This is a genomic window from uncultured Campylobacter sp., from assembly GCF_937921625.1.
Classification (GTDB): Bacteria; Campylobacterota; Campylobacteria; order Campylobacterales; family Campylobacteraceae; genus Campylobacter_B.
This window is the reverse complement of record NZ_CAKZTI010000005.1, coordinates 24,582-44,009: the sequence shown is the minus strand read 5'-3', so window position 1 is coordinate 44,009 and position 19,428 is coordinate 24,582. Positions and strand designations below refer to the sequence as shown.

The window sequence follows — 19,428 nt, the reverse complement described above, 5'->3', positions numbered from 1 at the left end:
CTTTTTTGCGGTCCTGTTCGTATTAGCGTATCTGAGCGGCGTTAAAGCAGACACTCCTCTAATAAAAATTGCCGAATTTTCGAGCGTCTTGATCCTTTTTCACTTTTGGATATTTTTTCTGCATTGCGCCGGTCAAAAAACCGAAGCAGAAATTCGCTACTACAAATTTTATAAAGAGATATTCGTCCGCGCCGTAATAAACGATATAGATGCCGGTTTAAAATACGATCCATATACCGGCATGCAAGAGGAGGAATTTCAAAAATTTAGAATTTATAGGAAATCTAGGATCAAAAGCGAGGATCGGATTACGGGCGTGTACTGCGGGATTAAATTTAGCCTCAGCGAGGTACATAGTAATGGTAGGTTTTACATGAAAACGGATAATCCGCTCATAGCGGCGATTATGTTGATCAAAGTATTCTACGATAACTATATGGACTTTGACGGCAACGTACTGATCTGCGAGCTCGAGAAAAAAACCTCGGGTAAAACGATAGTGGTAAGCAGGGAGCTAAACGCCAAGATCTTCGGCGAAAAAGAGATGATGGACGATGTGGATTTTATGCGCGATTTTCGCGTGTTTGCGGATGACAAAGTAGAAGCGCGCTATCTGCTAACGCCCGCGTTTATGGAGCGTCTGCGCGAAATAAATCGCGAAACGAACGGCGAGTTTAGCTTGAGCGCGGTATTTATGGATGAGCGCTTATATCTATTTTTAAACGGTGCGCCCGATCTTTTTGAAACTACGCTTTTTGGTAGGCCTGCTAGCATAGAGCTCGCGCGCGAATACCAAACGCAGATACGCAAAATTTTAAGCCTAATCGAAACGCTTAAACTCACAAATTAGCAGGGCGCATTACGGCTGAAATTTTGTATTGGCTAAATTTAGTCCGGGTGGAATTTTACCGAAGCATAATTTCGACAAAAACGTAAAATTTAATCAGCAGTGCGATCTCTCGGCGGCTGCCAAATTTAAACGGGCGATACGATTAGAGAGATGAAGCGCCTGCCGCAAATAAATTTGAGGCAAAAGCGCCTTGACGTTGTCTTATAAATAAAATTTAACGCTCCGATGCTTCCTGGAAGCGACTCTTGCTTAGCTCTTCATGCCCAAAATAAAATTTTACCGCGTTTCGCATCGCAGCCTCTGGCTTTTAGTACCAAACCCGCATAGCGGCAAAATTTAATCGGCAGCGCTCGCGATTATGAAATTTAAAGCGGCTCTGCAAGGATGAAATTTAAATTTAAAAGCAAGCTTGAGACGAGAGTTAAATTTAGAGCGTGCGGCGCTTACAAAAGCCACACGCTAAAAGGTATCTGCCTGGCTCATACCGCAACGTACCTCAAGCGCCGGCTCTGTACGCACGTCAAGTTCCGCCAAAATCCTCGCCGCGCGTTCCTGCATCGCCTCATCAAACGCCGTCATAGGCTGGATTGTAAATTCAAATTATAAAGAATTAAAACGAGGCGAAATTTAAAATTTCGCCTCCTAAGCGGAAAAGGATTAAAGCGCTGCGTAGCGCACCATTAGGCAAGTTGGTAGAGCCGCTAGTTTATCGAGCGTGCTTTTTTGCACTTCGGAATCGACCAAAATGACCGCCAAAGCGTCCCCCTCCTCGCCTCTGCCTAAGCGGAAGTCCGCGATATTGATGTTCTCGTCGGCTAGGATCGTGCTTACGGATTTGATAACGCCCGGCACGTCGGTGTTTTTGAAGATTATCATCTTGCCCTTCGGCTTAAAATCGGTCTTAAATCCGCCGATATTTACGATACGCTCCTCGCTGCCGTCAAAGACCGTACCCGCGACGTTTGAGATCGCCTCGTCGGTCATGATTTTTACCGCGATCTCGCTTTTATAGACGCTGTTTGCAAGCTCGCCGAAGCTCGTCTCGATCCCCTTTTCATCCGCAAGAAATTTAGCATTGACGTAATTTAGCGAATCGCCCAAAGAATCGTGCAGCGCGCCTACGATTGCAAAAACGAGCATCGATTTTAGATACTGAACCACCTCGCCGCTGCCCTCGATGTGAATCGATTTGATCGGGCCTTTGTTGATCTGCGCCGCAAGATAAGCCATTTTGGAGACTAAATTTATATACGGCTCGATACCGCGCGGCAGATCCTCGAGCTTAAGCGGCAAATTTAAAGCGTTTGGATAGTTTAAGCCGCGCGCGGCGCTGATCGCCTGCTCCGCGGCTTCCCTGGCGATATTGCTTTGAGATTCGAGCGTATTTGCTCCAAGATGCGGAGTCGCGCTTAAATTTTCGATATCCAAAAGCTCGTGATCGGTCGCAGGCTCTTTGTCGAAAACATCGATGCCGAGATACGCGATCTTGCCGCTGCGTAGATTGTTTGCGAGCGCTTTTTCATTATACAGCCCGCCTCTGGCGCAGTTTATTAGGCGCACGCCGTCCTTCATCTTCGCTATTTGCGGCTCATCGATCATATTTATCGTCTCTTGATTTTTCGGCGTATGGATCGTGATGAAGTCGCAAGATAAAATTTCATCGAAATTTTTCGTATATTTTACCCCGAGCTTCGTGGCCTTTTCGGGTTCGATATACGGATCGTAGGCGATGACGTTCATCCCAAACGCGAGCGCGCGCACTCCTACGCGCGAGCCGATGTTTCCAAAGCCGATGATGCCTAGGCTCTTTTTATAAAGCTCGGTGCCGTACCACTTCTCGCGCTTCCAAATTCTATCAATTTTCAGATCGTTGCAGGAATTTACATATTTGCGCGCCGCATTTAGTAGATGGCACATACTCATTTCAACCGCGGCGATGGTGTTTGCGGTCGGTACGTTCATCAAAATAATGCCGCGCTTGGAGCAACCGTCGATGTCGCAGTTGTCGACGCCGACGCCCGCACGCACGATCGCTTTTAGCTTGGTGCCGGCATTTAGAAATTTCTCATCCACCGCCGTAGAGCTTCTGGTAATCGCGACGTCCGCATCGCCTAAAATTCCGTATAGCTCGTTCTTGGGTACGCTCGTGGCGTCGATTACTTTAACGTCCGATTCCTGCTTAAGCATATCAAAACCGATTTTGTGAATTGCGTCGCAGACTATGATAGTTTTCATTAAATTTACCTTTTGAAGTGGATCCGCAAGGCGGGGATGCCTTGCGGGAGGAATTATTTATTTAGTTGATCTTTGATTAGATCCCCTAGGCTTTGCTTCTCGTCGTCGTTGCTATTGATCTCGTTTAGCGCCTCGCGCTCCTTCTGATGAGCCAGCCTACGCACGCTTAGACGAATTCTATTTTTCTTCTCGTCGATGAAGGCGATCGCAGCTTCAATCTCGTCGCCCACTTTTAGGCTATCTACGCTTACATTGCCAAGATCTTCCTTGCGAATAAGCGCGTCGATACCACCTCCGAGCTCGACAAAAATTCCAAACTCTTTAATATCGCGAATCTTGCCTTTTACGACATCGCCTTGATTGTGGCTCTTAGCATAATCGCTAATAGGGCTATCGCCGAGCTCTTTGTGATTTAGAGAAATTTTTTGAGTATCTTTGTCGATCTTGATGATTTTAACTTCGATCTCGTCGCCTACTTTGAATAAATTTTTGCACTTCTCGCCGCGATCCCACGAAGCGTCCTCGTTATGCAAGAGTCCCTCTACGCCATCGATCCTCACAAACGCGCCGAAATTTGTAATCGTAGTAACGCTGCCTTTTAGCACGTCGCCTACTTTATGCTTAGCAACGAACTCGTCAAAAGGCTTAGTAAGTAAATTTTTAAGGCTCACGCGCAGCCTGCGCTCGCTAGGGTTGATCTCTACGACCTCGACGTCAAGCTCCTCGCCCTCGCTGATGAAATCTTTCGGATTTTTGATATTTTTATCCCACGAAATTTCGCTGATATGCAAGAAGCCCTCGATGTCGTTGCCAAGATCGACAAACGCGCCGTAAGGCTCGATATTACTTACTTTTACGCGGATAGTATCACCCACTTCCAGGCTATCTTTGATCTCGTTCCAAGGATCGGGCATCGCCTCTTTGATCGAAAGAGAGAGATGCTTTTTATCGTTATCGTATTTGATAACCTTAACCGGAACCTTATCGCCCTCTTTGTAGAGCGAGCTCGGATTTACCGGGCCTTTGTATGAAATTTCGCTGTAGTGCACGAGCCCGTCCACGCCGCCTACGTCTACAAACATACCGTAGGTGGTGATCTTTTTGACGACGCCTTCGATGATGCCCTCAGTGGCGATTACTTTCTCGATCGCCTCTTTGCTTGCTTTGCGATCCTCATCAAGTAGCTTCTTGCGCGATACGACGATGCTTTGCTCATCTCTATCAACTTTAATGATCTTTACCTTGAAATTTTTACCGACGGCGCCATTTGGGTTTTTAAGCGCGCTTTGCGAGCGAGGCATAAAAAATTCCACATCATCTGCGTTAGCGCAAACGAAACCGCCCTTATTAAATGATAGAATTTTAACGTCATAGACATTCTCTGCGTTTTCATCATAGGAGTCGATGAACGCCTTTACTTTTTCCTTCTTTAGAGCCTTTTTATACGATACGACCGGGCGACCGCCTCTGCTTCCGATAATAGCGACTTTGATGTCATCTCCTACATTAACCTGCGGGTTTCCTTGATCGTCGCTCACCTCGGCGGCATCTAAAATACCCTCCGACTTCCTGCCTACGTCTATGAAAACCTCGCCGTCCTTAAGGGCGATAACCTTACCTGTGACGACCTCGTCGCGAGACTTCCCGGCGTCATACTCCTCTAACAATGTCGCAAAATCTTCCTCTGCGTGGTTTTGAACCTTCTCGTTCACCTCAGCCATATGCTTCCTTTAAATTTATTTGTGCTTTTTTGAAAAGAACTAAAATGCGCGATTCTAGCTAAAATTTGCTTTCGATTTGATAAATTTCTAAGAGTAAATTTGATAAGAGGGCTTATAAATTCTGCGTTAGACTTTCGATCCGAGCTACCACTTTTTTGATGATCCAATCAGGCGTGCTGGCTCCTGCGGAGATGCCGCAGAGGCTTTTGTTTTCAAACCACGAGCGCTCAAGCTCGCTTTCGTTTTCTATAAGGTAGCTGTCTTTGCAAAAATTTTGTGAAATTAAAAAAAGCTGTTTGGTGTTGGAGGAATTTTTCCCGCCTACGATTATCATCACGTCGGCCTTTTGCGACAGGCTTTTTACGGCTTCTTGATTTTCCAGCGTCGCATTGCAAATCGTATTAAAAATTCTCAGCTCCCTCGCGCGCTGCATCAAAAAATCCGCGATTTTGGTAAAGCTTTCTATCTTTTTCGTAGTCTGCGAAACGAGCGCGACGCGCGAGCCGAGCTTGACGTCTTGCAGTTCCTTCGTATCCATGATCACGAATACGCGCGATTTTGCGTAGGATTTCACGCCCTTTACCTCGGGATGATTTTTATCACCGAAGATTACGATATCATAGCCCTCCGCGCTCATCTTTTCTACGATCTGCTGCGGCTTGGTCACAAAGGGGCAGGTAGCGTCGATGAGCTGCTTGTTTTGCGCCTTTAGGTTTTGTAGATCGTCCTTTTGGATGCCGTGGGTGCGGATGATGAGCTTTTGCTCGTCCTTGATCTCGTTAACGCCCTCTAAGGTTTTGACGCCGAAATTTTGTTTTAAACGGTTAATCTCTTCGGCGTTATGTATCAGTTCGCCGATCGTAGCGGCCTCGCCGGCGCTTTCTGCGATCTTGATCGCGCGCTTGACGCCGAAGCAAAAGCCGTAGCTTTTGGCCATCTCAATCTTCAACGCCGGCTCCGATCTGTCTTAAAATCGCGGCGAAATTCGGAAACGACGTCGCGATACAATCGCTATCTTCGATGATCATCCCCGATCTTAAGCCCAAAATCGCAAAGCTCATCGCGATGCGGTGATCGCCACACGGCGTGATGATCGCCGCGTTTGCTTCGCCACCTTCGATCTGCCAGCCGTCCTGCAGCTCGCGCGCCTTAATACCGCAGGCGCGAAGCCCTTCGCAGGTTACCTTTATGCGGTCGCACTCCTTCACGCGCAGCTCGGCGGCATTTTTGAGCACGCTACTTCCCTGTGCGCAAGCAAAGGCGATCGCAAGCGCAGGCGCCTCGTCTATCAGCCACGAGATATTTTCGCTCACCTCTACGGCGTGAAGCGGCGCGTAAGCAACCTCTATATCGCCGATCTGCTCGTAAATTTCGCTCGTTTTATTAAATTTAACCTCGGCGCCCATGCGTTTTAAAATTTCATACGCCTCTATGCGAGTTTTGTTTAACAGCATATTTTTTAGCACTATGCGCGAACCCGGGGTTATCGCTGCGGCGACCGCGAAGAAAAACGCCGAGCTTGGATCGTTTGGGATAAAAATTTCAAGCGGTTTAAGCGGCGAGCTAAGCGGCGCGACTTCGATCGCAAGTCCGTTTCGCGAAATTTGCGCGCCCATCGCTTTTAGCATCCGCTCGCTGTGATCGCGGCTAAGCTCGGGCTCGCTAAATTTACATCCGCTGCCGCGCAAGGCTGCTAAAATAAGAGCAGTCTTAACCTGCGCGGACGCAATTTTACTCGCGTATTCAAAATACCCAAGCTTTTGCCCCAGCACCGCGATAGGCGCCTTTTCGCCGCCTGCTCGTCCGTAAATTTTAGCGCCTACTTTGCAAAGCGGATCCGCAACGCGCCTCATCGGGCGCTCGCTTAGATACCGATCGCCGCATAGCGCGAAAAAGCCCTCGCGTCCCGCCAAAAAGCCCATAAATAGCCGCATTGCAGTGCCAGAGTTGCCGCAATCAAGCGGGACGTTAGGCTCTTTGATAACCTCCGGCGGAGTGATTAAAATTTCGCTAGCGTCGCGCTGCACGCAAGCGCCCAAAAGCTCCACGATCTTTAGCGTATTTAGCGTATCCTCGGCGGCTAGATAGTTTGAAATTTTACTCGTTCCCTCCGCTAGCAGCGAAAAGATCGCCGCGCGATGCGAGATTGATTTATCCGCGGCGATGTTTGAAATCTCCGCTCGCAAAGGGCCCGCTTGCGCAAAAATTCTCATCGCAGCCCAAGCCCTAGCTCGCTGCTAAGAGCGGCTAAAATTTTATCGGTAAAGCCCGCTACTTCCTCATCGCAGAGCGTTTTTTGAAGGTCTTGAAATACAAGCCTGATCGTCAGGCTCTTTGAATCGCCCAGGCTTTCGTCGCCGTAAAGATCGCTCGGGATAAATTCCTTTAGCGCCTCGATTTTAAGGGCGTCTATGCACTGCTTGATCTGCTCGAAGCGCATTCCGCTCGGCACCAAAATACTTAGATCGCGCGATACGCTAGGGAACTTCGAATAAGCGTCCGCTACGATATTTTTAAATTTAAGCTTGGAAAAATCGATCTCGCACAGATAGCTTTTATCCAGATCGCGCCCCGCTTCTACGGCGTAATCCACGCGCCCGATAAAGCCCACTATCTCGCCGTCTTGCTCGATCTGAGCTTGCTCGAATTCACTTAAAAATTTCAAATTTTCGCCAGGCAGCCTAACTCTAAATTTGCCGATGACGCTTTGGATTAAATTTGCAAAATACAAAAAATCCACCGCAGCGGGTTTTGCGCCGGCAGCGATAGAGGGCTCCGCCTTTAATCCGCTAGCGATAAAGCCCAGCCTTAGGCTCTGCGCGCCGCTTTCGTCAAAGACCTCGCCTAGCTCAAAAAGCTTAACGCTTCTGCGGGAATTCTTTAAATTTCGCTCAGCAGATTCCAGCAGATGATTAATGAGCGTCGGTCTTAGCGCGTCCAGCTCGCCGTTGATCGGATTTAAAATTTTAACCTTGCACGGCGCAAAGCCTAAGCTTTCTAGCGCCTTGCCGTCGTCAAATACATAATGTACGCACTCGAAAAATCCCACTGCTGCCGCCTTGCTGCGAAGCTTGCGCCCGTTTTGTAAATTTACGTAGGTATCGTTTAGGCGGTTTTTTTCGTAGAAGCTTAGCGGCGCGGCGGCGATATTATCGATGCCTACGATACGCACGATCTCCTCGCACACGTCGTGGGAATTTACGATATCGTGGCGGAAAGGCGGCACCTTGGCGGTGATGAGATCGGCTTCGACGCCCACATCAAAGCCCAGTCTTTTTAAAATTTTTACAATCTTATCGCGTGGAATTTGCGCGCCGATCATTGAGTTTATCTCTTTTTCGCTAAAGCCCACGATAAGCGGCTCCAAAGCATTTGAAATCTTTTGTGTGCCCGCATATAGGCTCACGGCTTTATTTTTAAGTAGCAATCTAAATAGCAGATCTAGCCCCAGCCTAAGCTTTGGCTCGCTGCCTCTACTTGAGCGATACACATGCTCGTCACCCTTTAGGCTTTTGTTTTCGTTTACTGCTCTGGCGATAATTAGTGGCGCGGTATAGTTTGCCTCTAATAGCACCACTTTGCTACTGCAACACGCCTTTAGCTCCGCGTCTTGGCAAATCCCTGCTACGCTAAGCAGTCTCTTGCCCGCATAAACGCCGAACTCGCCGTTTGGCATAGGCTTTATGTCAAGCGCTACCTTGCCATCTGCGGAAGCGATCTTTTCAAAATCATAAGCGCGCAGCAATACTCCGGTAGAATGAGTAGCGTAGTTGATGAAATTTTGCACCGCGCAGCTTTGCAAAATACCAACGCTTGCAAGACGCAAGGTCTGCTTTAAATTTAACTTCAGCTCGCCTTTGATCTCATAAGCTCGAAAAGCAAATTTAGCGCTTACCTCATCGCTTGCACGCACGCTTAAAATTCTACCGATACCAGGCGCTCCGTCGGCATCTTCAAATTCATGCTTTTCCTTTAACGGCAGATCAAGCGCTGCGCCTAGATCGCGCGCTATGCCTAAGATGCTAAGGCAGTCGCCGCGATTAGCGGTAAGCTCGATCTCGATAAGATCGTCGTTAAAAATTTCATACTCGCGCAGCTCCTTGCCCAGCACGAGCTCGCCGATACTGCTATCAAGCACCATAATGCCGTCATTCGTCTTAGCAAGTCCAAGCTCGGTTGCCGAACAGATCATGCCAAAGCTCTCCACGCCGCGAAGTTTGGCAGGCTTTATCTCAAGACCGCTAGGCAGCACGGCGCCGACGAGGCTAACCGCGACATATTGTCCTGCCTCAACATTTTTCGCGCCGCAGACGATCTGCAGGCTCTGCTTACCGACATCAACCTCGCAAACATTGAGATGATCAGAATTTTCGTGACGACGCTTGCTTTTTACGAGTCCTACTACGACGCCTTTAGGAAGTGAAATTTTATCGTGAGCGTCAACCTCCAGACCGATGGAATTTAGCGTAGAAAGTAGCCTTTCGCTTGAAATTTCGCTTATGTCGATCCACTCCTGCAACCAATTTCTCGTTATTATCATTTAAACTGCTCCAATAATCTAATATCGCCTTCAAATAGCGAGCGCAGATCGGGTATGCCATGTAGCAGCATCGCGAAGCGCTCGACGCCGAGCCCGAATGCGTATCCGCTGACGTTTTTCCAGCCCACCGCCTTAAAGACGTTAGGATCGACCACGCCGCTGCCTAGCACCTCGAGCCAGCCCGTCTGCTTACAGACGCGGCATCCCTCGCCGTGGCAGAAAATACAGCTAATATCGACTTCGGTGCTTGGCTCCGTAAAAGGAAAGAAGCTCGGGCGGAAACGCACCTTTACATCTCCAAACATATAGCGCAAAAATTCCTCTAAAACGTATTTTAAATTTGCAAAGCTCACCCGATCGCCCTGCTCGACTACGAGACCCTCCACTTGATGAAACATCGGCGTGTGGGTTAGATCCATATCGCGGCGAAATACCGCACCGGGAGCGATCATGCGCACCGGTGGAGCTTTAAATTTCTCCATCGTGCGAATCTGAACGCCGCTGGTGTGCGTGCGCAATAGCCGCCCGTCATTTAGATAAAACGTATCTTGCATATCGCGTGCAGGGTGGTATTTGGGTAAATTTAGCGCCTCGAAATTATGGAAGTCATCCTCGATGAGCGGGCCGCTTTCGACGCTGAAATTTTGCGCGATGAAGTAGTCAATGATCTTATCCATCGTCTCCATCACCGGATGCAGCGCGCCGCAGCTTACGTTTTCGTTAAAAAGCGTGACGTCGCTCGCTTCATTTTTCATCGCCTCTTTTTGCTCCGCCTCTTCCAGGCTCGCCTTTTTTGCGGCGATGAGCTCGCTGAAATAATCGCGCTTTTCATTCGCGCTTACGGCAAGCTCTTTTTTCTGCTCGGGCGCTGCGGATTTGAGCTCGGAAAAAAGCGCCGTTATGATGCCTTTTTTGCCGAAAAGCTCCAAGCGCACGGCTTCCAGCTCGCTTAGGCTCGATGCGGCGTCGATTTTTGCTTTAATCTCTTGCAAATTCTATCCTTGTGGTTAAATTTAATGGCGCGATTGTAGTTAAAATTTGATAAAAGCTAGGTAAATTTGCGTGTTTGGATTTTTTGGCTATAATCGCGGCTAAATTTCAACCTCATAAAAGGATCTAAAATGAACGTCTTTGAAAAGATCGTAAACGGCGAAATCCCGTGCAACAAAGTGTTAGAGAACGATGAATTTTTGGCATTCCACGACATCAATCCAAAAGCGCCTATCCACATCCTGGCTATCCCTAAAAAATGCTACGAAAACTTCCAAGTAACGCCTCCCGAGGTGATGGCGAAGATGAGCGCTTTCATCCAAGAAGTAACTCGCAAAATGGGGCTTGATAAGAGCGGATACCGTCTCGTTTGCAACTGCGGCGAAAACGGAGGTCAAGAGGTGATGCACCTGCACTTCCACATCCTGGGCGGAATGAAGCTGCCGTGGGACCGCGTAAGCGACCGAAATACCGAAGAGAATTTTTAAGGCTAGAGCTTAATTCTATAAAAACTAAAATTCCGTGAAATTGCAAAATTTTACGGAATTTGCGAAATTCTTTGAAATTTTTAAAATTCCGCTTCATTTATAAGCACCGAGGTTTTAAAAATAATCAAAATAGTAAAACTACAAGCTAAAATTTATCATCAGACGCTAAAAAGAAATATAAATTTATCACAGACGATCTCTTAGCAAATGCCATTCTTGAGCTGCAAAGCTTTAGCTCTTAGAATTTCAAATTTGAAATCGACAAGAAATTTTAACGACGCGGCAAAATTTTAAATGAAACCGAGCTTTATAAAAAGAGTTATGATTTTAATGGCGAATGAGTTAGATTTCAACGATATGGAATTTAAAACCTACATGAATTTTGCTTTGAATGAGCGATTCGGCTTTAGTTTTCAAGCATAATTTAAAATTTTAGCGTGAAATTATAATCTTAGAATTTTAAAATTTCTTGGAATTTCAATATTAACTTTAATAGATTTTAGGGGCATGCGCCCCTAAAAATTTTGAAAGGATTTGCAAGGATTATTTGCTTAGCATTGAGCTTAGCATCCATAGGCGTTTTTCATAATCGCCGTAGTGATCCTGCGCAATATTTGAAGTCGTATCGTCGCCCTCCTCCTCAGCAATCTCTTGAAGCTTTTTAAATTCTTTTACTAAATACTCATAGGCTTTTTTAACATCCTCGAGTACCTCAGATACGCTATAGCTATCTTTTACGCTAATTGGAGCGTCTTTTGAAAGCTCAATTAGATCCTTAGCCTTAGTTACGGCCTTGCCACCTATTTGAAGCGCGCGCTCGGCCATATCGTCGAAGAGCTCGCCCATCTCGTCGTATGCTTTCTCAGTGTAAGCGTGAACCTGCGCGAATTGTAAGCCCTTAACATTCCAGTGATAATCGTGGAATGCAACAAAGAACGCATGAGCGTCCGCCTGAAGTTTGTTTAGTTGTTTTACTGTTTTTGACATTGTGTCTCCTTTATTTAAAATTGCTGTAATTATAGCAAGATTTGCTTAAATTATAATTATACTAAGTAATAAATTTTATCTTTTAGTGAAATTTTAAAATTAAATAGCTTTTAAATTTATCTACAATTTTTTTGAAATTTCAGCTATGCTGCATTATAATGCCGCATTATGAAAAACAAATTTATGATAACTATAACCGACCTTAATGGCTCTAGGAATTTTTTGCTTTCGCAAATCATCAAAAAGATCGCGTTATATTTGGTGCTATTTGTTTTTACCGTTTTCGTCACGGGTGCGCTATATATCAGGTATCTGGGCTCTAAAATCGATAGCCTTTCGCGAACCAAAACCGAGCTTAACGAGCTAAATCAAAAACTTCGCGACGGTATCGCGGCAAGTCAGATGGAATTTGAAGCCATCGAGGGTAAAATTTCGGATTTGGAGCATCAGTTTGGGCTTGATCCCGAGGAGGATGAGCGCGCGATCGACCGCCTATCTCACATCAAGCCTACTTCCGAACAAGAGATCAAAGAGCGCGCACAAAAGATCATCAACGAAAAATTCTCCGACGCGCTGATAAAAGAAATTTTTATGCAGATCCCAAACGGCAGGGTAATGCGCACTTATCAGCTCAGCGAGAAATTCGGCTGGCGCAACCATCCCATCTTAAAGCGCAAGCAGTTTCACCCGGGCGTTGATCTACGTACGCCGCCTAAAACGCCTATCTACGCGCCTGCAGACGGCATCATCCAATACAGCGGCGCGGGTGCTACTGGCTACGGCAATCTAGTCGAGATTCGCCACAACTACGGCTTTACGACACGATATGCGCATTTGGATTCAAATTTAACTCGCAAAGTAGGCGAGTTTGTAAACAAAGGCGATCTTATCGCTTTTAGCGGCAACACCGGGCTTAGCACCGGACCTCATCTGCACTACGAGATTAGATTTTTACAGCTACCGCTAGATCCGCTAAATTTTATCAACTGGAACGAAAAAAATTACAAAGAAATTTTTACTAAGGAGGAAGATGTCCCATGGCAATCTTTAATAAAGGCGATGCAAACACCGCTCAAACAACAATAATCTCGTCAGGCACGCTCATCAAAGGAGAGCTGCACCTGTCGTGCATTTTGCATATCGATGGCAATGTCGAAGGCGACGTGATCTCCGATAACACCGTCGTCATCGGTAAAAATGGTACCGCGCGCGGCTCGATCAGGGCCAAACATATCGTAATCAGCGGCAAATTTTTCGGCAATATCGAAGCCGAGCTCGTCGAGCTGCTAGGCGGCGGTGTGCTCGTAGGCGATGTGCTATCGCAAAGCTTCGGCATCGAAGTCGGCGCAAAATTTAATGGAAAAAGCGCTGTAAGTGGCGGCGATCAAGCCCTAGTCATCGACGGTAGCGCAAGCGAAGACGTCAAGCTCATCGACAAAGCTCTAGGCGAATAAATCGCGCACATTTAGAATTCTTGGAATTTAAAACACTTTAGCTAACGGGGTTTTAGAATCTGATTGATATTGAAATTTTAGAATTTCTAGCCTTTGGAATTCTTAGAATTTTTAAGGCTTTTATATTTGCGTAATCTTAGAGTGTCTTCAATCTTAAAATTTAGAATTTTAAAAAATTCCAAATTTTAAGATCCTCGCAACCAAAATTATTGAAATTTTTATATTTTAAAATTTTCAAAATTTTAAAGCTTAACTATGCTTAAAATCTCATAGTTACGTAAATCGTAAAACTCTAAATTCCAAAATTTTGCGCTTACACGGGGTTTTTAAATTTTGCTTGTAAGCCGGATTTTAAAATTCGCGCCCGACTGAATTTAAAATTTTAAAATTTCGCCGCAAAATAACGCATGGACGCAAATTTTTTACTCGCACAGGCTTTAAAAGCTCGCGTAAGTTTCAAGTTTCGCAGAAGCTATGTAAGCAAGTATAAATTATCTACGCCGAATGTTTTGACTCATTATAGCTCTTTGTGCCACCAGCTTAAAATATCCGCGCGGTGATAAATTCTGCGAGCTGAGCTAATTTAAGCCCATTATTAGATTAGTTATGTATAATGCAATTTCTTTTTGTGGACAGATGGGTGAGTGGCCGAAACCACACCCCTGCTAAGGGTGCAGCTTCTAACCGGGGCTCGAGGGTTCAAATCCCTCTCTGTCCGCCACTATTTTAGAATTTAAATCAATAAAATTTCACTTCCGTGATTCAATCGATTTTAGCCGTCTAGGATACTGCCTAAAAGCAGCACCGGCATCATTAGCGGCATTACGATGAGTCCTTGTATATCGGTATCCATTTTCGCATCGCGCTCGCTTTTGATCCCGCTATCGACCGCTATACGCGCAGGGTACTCGATCGGCACGCTTAGGCGGTGCGATCTGCGCAGCTCGTCGTGATCTTTTAAGCGCTTAAAATATTTGCCTTCGATCAGATAAGAGTAGCGAAACGTAGAACTATACGCGGGCTCCAGCTGCTCTGGGTCGTCCATCAGCTTAGCCTGCACGGATAGCGGTAGATCGTATTTTACAAGCTCGATTTCATGCTGGATATACGCAGCATCGCTACCCTCGTTATATCTGTCGATCGTGAGCATGCTTACGTTGCGCCTTATCGCGTCTTTATTCAGCGACGCCAGACTTGCGACCTTGGCGCGCACGGCGCTAAGATTCGCATCAAATACATAATCGTAAATCTCACCACTCATACGCAGCTGACCGCCGGACGCCACGCTCATAGCGATGATATGCTCGCGCCCTTGCATGTAGCCCGGCAAATTCTTACTCGCGCATCCGCTAAAAACTCCACAGCATAGTGCCAAAACCACGCCGCAAATCCAAAATTTCATAAACTTCCTTCGTAAAATTTAAAGACGGATTGTATTAAATTTTGCCTTAATGAGAGTGGAATTTTATGACGTGGCAAAATGGGATTCTGCGCGAAATTTCGCGACGGCGACGCGTAGAATTTCGCGCGGACTTTTATGAAATTCCGATGAGATTTCACAAGAACTGAAGCCGGAATGCGCGGAAGAGGTAAAAGAAGCACAAGAGCGCTATCGAGATTTAAAATTTTAAAATCTCTAGGAAATTTCGCGAAAGGAAGCGAGCCATTTGTGCGTCAAAAATTTAACCGTCATCGCGAGCTTGCTTTTAAATTTTAAAATTTTACGACAGGCTTTAGAATTTAAAATTCCAAAGCCCTTTTTGATATGCGGCGCGCTACTTTCGATTTGCGTTAGCAAGCATCAGCTTTATGCGGTTTTCCTGATTTACTGCGCTTGCGCCCGGGTCGTAGTCGATAGCGGCGATGTTTGCTTGCGGGTAGTTCTGTTTGATCTTTCGGATCATTCCGCGCGCAATAATGTGGTTTGGCAGGCAACCGAAGGGCTGCGCGCACACGACGTTTTGTATGCCGTGGCGCATAAACTCGACCATCTCCGCCGTCAGCAGCCAACCCTCGCCCATCTTCACGCCGTGACCGATGTAGCCGTCGGCGGCGGCGCGAACCTCGCTAAATGGGCTCGGCGCGCGAAAGCCGAAGCGCTTCATCTGCTTAATCATCATGCGCTGGAAAAATTCCACTACTTTAGCGACCGCAAGCGAGCCGTAATACGCCACGCCACCCTTGCCGTAGAGCTGCTTGTCGTAAACGGCGTCGTAGATGCAGGTAAGCACGAAGTCCATCAGCCCCGTATTGACGGGCTCGGCGTTTTCGCGGATGAGGTAGGCGTTTAGGCCGTTGTTGCCGATGGGCGAATATTTAAGATAAATTTCGCCCACGATGCCCACTTTTACTCGCGGCTTATCGTCGCGCTCGATTTTAGCGAACTGCGAGAGGATAAATTTGAAATTTTTCTTGAGATTGAAAAACGATCTTTGATCGGTCAAATTTTTGATCCGCTCGGCGCAGAATTCGTAAATTTCATTCGTTTGGTTTTTGATCTTTTCGTAGGGCTTGCACTGATTATACAGCCCCATCATCAAATCGCCGTAAAATATCGCGGCAAAGAGCTTTAGAAGCGATTTTTTGCCGAGGCTAAATTCATTCTCATCTAGCGAGCCGAAATTTAACGAGATCGCGGGGACGTAGCTAAAGCCGCTGTCCTCAAGCGCTTTGCGAAGCAAATTTATGTAGTTGCTCGCTCTGCAGCCGCCGCCCGTTTGGCTGATGAGAAGCGCTACTTTGTGCGTATCAAACTCGCCGCTTTTTAGCGCGTCGATAAACTGCCCGATGACGAGCAGCGCGGGGTAGCACATGTCGTTATGCACACTGCGAAGCCCTTCCTCGACGATATTTTGACGATTTTCGCCGAGCAAGACGCTCTTATAGCCCTCGTCGCGCAGCACGCCTTGCATAAAGCGAAAATGCGGATCAATCATCGTGGGGATTAGGATCGTGTGGGTGGCTTTCATATCTTTTGTAAATTTAGCAAACATTAGCGCGCATCCTTTCTTGCTTCTTGTTGCGCGCCTTGCCTTTCGCGCTCTATCATAGTCGCTTTTAGGCTACGCAGACGGATCTTAACCGCACCTAGGTTCGTAACCTCGTCGATTTTAAGTTGAGTGTAAATTTTACCGTTTTGGCGCAGTATGTCGCGCACCTCGTCGCCCGTGATCGCATCGATCCCGCAGCCGAAGCTAACTAGCTGCACCAGCTGCATGCGCGGGTATTTACAGACGAACCGCGCCGCGCTATAAAGCCTGGCGTGGTAGGTCCATTGATTAAGGCTTTTCGTCTGTACCCTGCTAAGTGGCAGTGCGTCCTCGCTAAGCACTATAAAGCCCAAGGAATTTAGATAGCGATCGATGCCGTGGTTGATCGTCTTGTCGATATGATACGGACGACCCGCTAGCACGATGGCAGGCATGCCGCTTGCATTGATCTCCTTTAGGGTCTCCTCGCCTTTTATTAAAACGGTATTTTTATAGTTTTGCAGCTCCTTAAGGCCTTGCAAGACGGCGTTTTTCACAGCGTCGGAATGAAATTTATACCCAGCGTCCGCAAGCTCAGCCTGCATCGTTTTGCAAAACGAATCTTGCATATTAAGATCCACGTGCGGATAGAGAAATTTTTTCTCCTCCAGCGCACCTACGTTCGCGCGTATCAGTTCGGGATAGTATGCGACTACGGGGCAGTTGTAGCAGTTCTCGCTGATATTTTCATCCAGGCTGTAGCTCATACACGGATAAAAGATAAAATCGACGCTCTTATTTAGCAGATCGTAGATGTGGCCGTGCACGCTTTTAGCCGGGTAGCAGACGGTATCGCTCGGTATACTTTGGCTTGCCAAAAACAGCGTCTCTTTTCGCGGCTTTTGCGACAGCACGACGCTCATGCCTAAATTTTCAAAAAACGCACTCCAAAACGGGATCATCTCGAACATATTCAAAACAAACGGAATTCCGACCCGCGGTGCGTCTTGCTTCGGCGGCTTGCGATATTTTTTCAAAAGCTCGTTTTTAAACTCAAATAAATTCGTAATGTCGTGGCGGATCTCCTTGCCCGCGCCGCGCTCGCACTTATTTCCCGAGACGAATTTAGTATCGCCGAAGTAGCTGATCGTAAGCGGGCATTTGTTCGTACAGAGCTTGCAGACGCTAAATTCGCTGCGATGAGTGAAATTTTCAAGCTCTGCACGACTGATCATATCGGTGCGCTCGTTTGCGTTATTTTTGGCAAAAAGCGCCGCGCCGTATGCACCCATAAGCTCGCTGATATCTAGACGGATCACGTCCTTGCCGAGCTCTTTTTCAAACGCGCGCAGCACGGCGTTGTTTAAAAATGTCCCGCCCTGCACTACGATGTTTTGACCCAAATCGTCGGCATTTCGCACGCGGATAACCTTGTAAATCGCATTTTTTATGACGCTAATAGCAAGGCCCGCGCTGATGTCCTCGATCGTAGCGCCGTCCTTTTGAGCCTGCTTAACTGAGGAGTTCATAAAGACCGTGCAGCGGCTACCAAGCTTAGCGGGATGGGTCGCAAAAAGAGCTAAATTCGCAAAATCTTTGATGTCGTAGCCTAAAGAATTTGAAAAGGTCTGTAAAAACGAGCCGCAGCCCGAGCTACACGCTTCATTTAGCACGATAGAATCAATATTGCCATCTTTAATAGAGAAACACTTGATGTCCTGACCGCCAATGTCTATGATGAAATCGACCTTTGGATTGAAGTGGCGTGCGGCGCTATAATGCGCGATCGTCTCGACGATACCGTAATCGAAGCGAAAGGCGGTTTTAATGAGATCCTCGCCATAGCCGGTAACACCGCTACCCTTGATTTTGATGCGGCCTTCGCAAAGATCGTATAACTCCTTAAGACGCGGCAGCAGGATATCGACGGGATCGCCTTTATTGGAGGAGTAAAATTTATACAGCAGCTCATAGTTTGCGCCCATCAACACGACCTTGATCGTAGTACTGCCGCAATCCACGCCCAAATATGCATCTCCACTGTAGGTGTGGATATCCACCTTAGGCACGCTCGCGCGGGCATGGCGAGCGATGAACTCGTCAAATTCCGCTCTGTCTTTGAAAAGCGGCGGCTCGGCTTCCAGCGCGGTTCTGTCGGGCTCCTTTTTCAAAAGCGCGATCGTTTCCTCTAAATTTAGAGTCTCGCCCGTATCCTTTGCGTACAGCGCGCTGCCGTAAGCCACGAAATAAGGCGCGATGTCGGGGAAGGTCGCGGTTTCGTCGGTGAGTTTTAGCACCTCTTTAAAGCGCGCCTGAAGGCCTTTTAGGAAAAACAACGGACCGCCTAGAAACAGGATATTGCCCTTAACCTCGCGCCCCTGAGCAAGCCCCGAGATCGTCTGCTCGACGACAGCGGCGTAGATACTGGCGCTGATATCTTCCTTGCGTACGCCCTGATTTAGTAGCGGCTGGATATCACTTTTGGCGAACACGCCGCAGCGTGAGGCGATCGGGTAAATTTTATTAGCTGCAAAGCTTAGACGGTCAAGCTCCGTAATATCCAGATGCAAAAGATTGGTCATCTGGTCGATAAATGCGCCGGTACCGCCCGCACACGAGCCGTTCATACGCTCTTCAAGTCCGCCCGTGAGAAATAAAATTTTAGCATCCTCGCCGCCGAGCTCAATGACGACATCGGTCTTTGGAAACATCCGCTTGACGCCGAGCGAGGTAGCGAAAACCTCTTGGACAAACGGAATTTTACAATTTTTGGCGATACCCATGCCAGCTGAACCCGCTATGGCGACGCTGAATTGCTCGCTCGCGTAGGTTTTTTGGATTTGCAAAATTTTATCCAGTACCAGCTCTTTGGGCTTTGCTAAATGCCTCTCGTAGCTCTTGCTTAAAATTTCATATTTTTCGTTTAAAACTACCGTTTTAACAGTGGTTGATCCTACGTCAATGCCTAAAAAAATCACATCTTGCTCTTTACTGAATAAATTTTACTCGGCCGAATTCTCAAATTTAGCGCGAGCTTTCTAAATTAAAATTTGCATTTTATAGTAATATTTTTAAACGCAAATAAAATCAGGATATATTTTATCTTTTTCTATCAGAAAAGACGATTTTTAGGCAGTTTAAAATTAAAAATTTTAATGGAAAAGTTGTAAAATTTTAAATTTAATACGAGTAGA

Annotated in this window: 15 protein-coding genes and 1 tRNA gene; 5 read left to right on the top strand and 11 right to left on the bottom strand. The window is 46.8% G+C overall.

Translation table 11 applies throughout. The features are described 5' to 3' along the window. The first annotated feature begins 88 nt into the window (after positions 1 to 88). Positions 89 to 850: a DUF3137 domain-containing protein gene (locus Q0101_RS00655; RefSeq protein WP_297941453.1), complete on the top strand. Its 762-nt coding sequence runs from the start codon at positions 89 to 91 to the stop codon at positions 848 to 850. Positions 851 to 1,507: 657 nt separating this feature from the next. On the opposite strand, the gene serA is transcribed toward Q0101_RS00655, so the two are convergent. The 6 genes from serA to pheS form a co-directional block, all read right to left on the bottom strand. Beyond that, entirely contained in the window at positions 1,508 to 3,085 is a 1,578-nt protein-coding gene (gene serA, locus Q0101_RS00650; RefSeq protein WP_297941452.1) for a phosphoglycerate dehydrogenase, read from the bottom strand. Positions 3,086 to 3,138: 53 nt separating this feature from the next. Further along, entirely contained in the window at positions 3,139 to 4,806 is a 1,668-nt protein-coding gene (locus Q0101_RS00645; protein WP_297941450.1) for a 30S ribosomal protein S1, read from the bottom strand. A 112-nt stretch (positions 4,807 to 4,918) separates the two neighbouring features. Further along, positions 4,919 to 5,755 carry a 4-hydroxy-3-methylbut-2-enyl diphosphate reductase gene (locus Q0101_RS00640; protein WP_297941449.1) on the bottom strand — a complete coding sequence of 279 codons (837 nt, stop codon included), beginning with the start codon at positions 5,753 to 5,755 and terminating at the stop codon, positions 4,919 to 4,921. Beyond that, complete coding sequence (gene aroA, locus Q0101_RS00635; RefSeq protein WP_297941448.1) at positions 5,745 to 7,019, bottom strand: 3-phosphoshikimate 1-carboxyvinyltransferase; 1,275 nt, start codon at positions 7,017 to 7,019, stop codon at positions 5,745 to 5,747. Before aroA ends, Q0101_RS00640 begins: the two co-directional genes overlap by 11 nt. Beyond that, positions 7,016 to 9,346: a phenylalanine--tRNA ligase subunit beta gene (gene pheT / locus Q0101_RS00630; protein ID WP_297941446.1), complete on the bottom strand. Its 2,331-nt coding sequence runs from the start codon at positions 9,344 to 9,346 to the stop codon at positions 7,016 to 7,018. Before pheT ends, aroA begins: the two co-directional genes overlap by 4 nt. Continuing rightward, complete coding sequence (gene pheS, locus Q0101_RS00625; protein ID WP_297902218.1) at positions 9,343 to 10,338, bottom strand: phenylalanine--tRNA ligase subunit alpha; 996 nt, start codon at positions 10,336 to 10,338, stop codon at positions 9,343 to 9,345. The genes pheT and pheS overlap by 4 nt, the downstream gene beginning before the upstream one ends. 129 nt (positions 10,339 to 10,467) lie before the next feature. Between pheS and Q0101_RS00620 the strand changes: the two genes are divergently transcribed. Continuing rightward, the gene (locus Q0101_RS00620; protein ID WP_291939653.1) at positions 10,468 to 10,824 is read left to right on the top strand and encodes a histidine triad nucleotide-binding protein; all 357 of its coding nucleotides are present in this window, start codon (positions 10,468 to 10,470) and stop codon (positions 10,822 to 10,824) included. A gap of 543 nt (positions 10,825 to 11,367) precedes the next feature. On the opposite strand, the gene Q0101_RS00615 is transcribed toward Q0101_RS00620, so the two are convergent. Beyond that, positions 11,368 to 11,811 (bottom strand): DNA starvation/stationary phase protection protein, encoded by a 444-nt coding sequence (locus Q0101_RS00615; protein WP_297902213.1) that lies wholly within the window; start codon positions 11,809 to 11,811, stop codon positions 11,368 to 11,370. Between the two features lie 165 nt (positions 11,812 to 11,976). Here Q0101_RS00615 and Q0101_RS00610 point away from each other — a divergent pair, with 165 nt between their 5' ends. From Q0101_RS00610 to Q0101_RS00600, 3 genes are all read left to right on the top strand, one after another. Then, a complete protein-coding gene (locus Q0101_RS00610) occupies positions 11,977 to 12,897 on the top strand; it encodes a M23 family metallopeptidase (RefSeq protein ID WP_366112458.1) in 921 nt (306 codons plus the stop codon). Next, a complete protein-coding gene (locus Q0101_RS00605) occupies positions 12,849 to 13,265 on the top strand; it encodes a polymer-forming cytoskeletal protein (RefSeq protein WP_005873147.1) in 417 nt (138 codons plus the stop codon). The genes Q0101_RS00610 and Q0101_RS00605 overlap by 49 nt, the downstream gene beginning before the upstream one ends. 630 nt (positions 13,266 to 13,895) lie before the next feature. Next, positions 13,896 to 13,986: transfer RNA gene (locus Q0101_RS00600), tRNA-Ser, on the top strand. 51 nt (positions 13,987 to 14,037) lie between these two features. Here Q0101_RS00600 and Q0101_RS00595 read toward each other — a convergent pair. The 4 genes from Q0101_RS00595 to Q0101_RS00580 form a co-directional block, all read right to left on the bottom strand. Next, positions 14,038 to 14,667 (bottom strand): hypothetical protein, encoded by a 630-nt coding sequence (locus tag Q0101_RS00595; RefSeq protein WP_297941443.1) that lies wholly within the window; start codon positions 14,665 to 14,667, stop codon positions 14,038 to 14,040. A gap of 234 nt (positions 14,668 to 14,901) precedes the next feature. After that, the gene (locus tag Q0101_RS00590) at positions 14,902 to 15,063 is read right to left on the bottom strand and encodes a hypothetical protein (RefSeq protein ID WP_297941442.1); all 162 of its coding nucleotides are present in this window, start codon (positions 15,061 to 15,063) and stop codon (positions 14,902 to 14,904) included. Continuing rightward, on the bottom strand, positions 15,041 to 16,258 hold the full coding sequence (locus Q0101_RS00585; RefSeq protein WP_297941441.1) for a 2-hydroxyacyl-CoA dehydratase: 1,218 nt from the start codon (positions 16,256 to 16,258) through the stop codon (positions 15,041 to 15,043). Before Q0101_RS00585 ends, Q0101_RS00590 begins: the two co-directional genes overlap by 23 nt. Next, positions 16,258 to 19,212 (bottom strand): acyl-CoA dehydratase activase, encoded by a 2,955-nt coding sequence (locus Q0101_RS00580; protein ID WP_297941439.1) that lies wholly within the window; start codon positions 19,210 to 19,212, stop codon positions 16,258 to 16,260. The genes Q0101_RS00585 and Q0101_RS00580 overlap by 1 nt, the downstream gene beginning before the upstream one ends. Positions 19,213 to 19,428: the final 216 nt, after the last annotated feature.

Bases quoted from the DNA above. Each gene is read 5' to 3' on its own strand.
- Q0101_RS00585 (WP_297941441.1), bottom strand. From the start codon at position 16,258: ATGTTTGCTAAATTTACAAAAGATATGAAAGCCACCCACACGATCCTA.
- Q0101_RS00595 (WP_297941443.1), bottom strand. From the start codon at position 14,667: ATGAAATTTTGGATTTGCGGCGTGGTTTTGGCACTATGCTGTGGAGTT.
- Q0101_RS00605 (WP_005873147.1), top strand. From the start codon at position 12,849: ATGGCAATCTTTAATAAAGGCGATGCAAACACCGCTCAAACAACAATA.
- aroA (WP_297941448.1), bottom strand. From the start codon at position 7,019: ATGAGAATTTTTGCGCAAGCGGGCCCTTTGCGAGCGGAGATTTCAAAC.
- serA (WP_297941452.1), bottom strand. From the start codon at position 3,085: ATGAAAACTATCATAGTCTGCGACGCAATTCACAAAATCGGTTTTGAT.
- Q0101_RS00645 (WP_297941450.1), bottom strand. From the start codon at position 4,806: ATGGCTGAGGTGAACGAGAAGGTTCAAAACCACGCAGAGGAAGATTTT.
- Q0101_RS00615 (WP_297902213.1), bottom strand. From the start codon at position 11,811: ATGTCAAAAACAGTAAAACAACTAAACAAACTTCAGGCGGACGCTCAT.
- pheT (WP_297941446.1), bottom strand. From the start codon at position 9,346: ATGATAATAACGAGAAATTGGTTGCAGGAGTGGATCGACATAAGCGAA.
- Q0101_RS00620 (WP_291939653.1), top strand. From the start codon at position 10,468: ATGAACGTCTTTGAAAAGATCGTAAACGGCGAAATCCCGTGCAACAAA.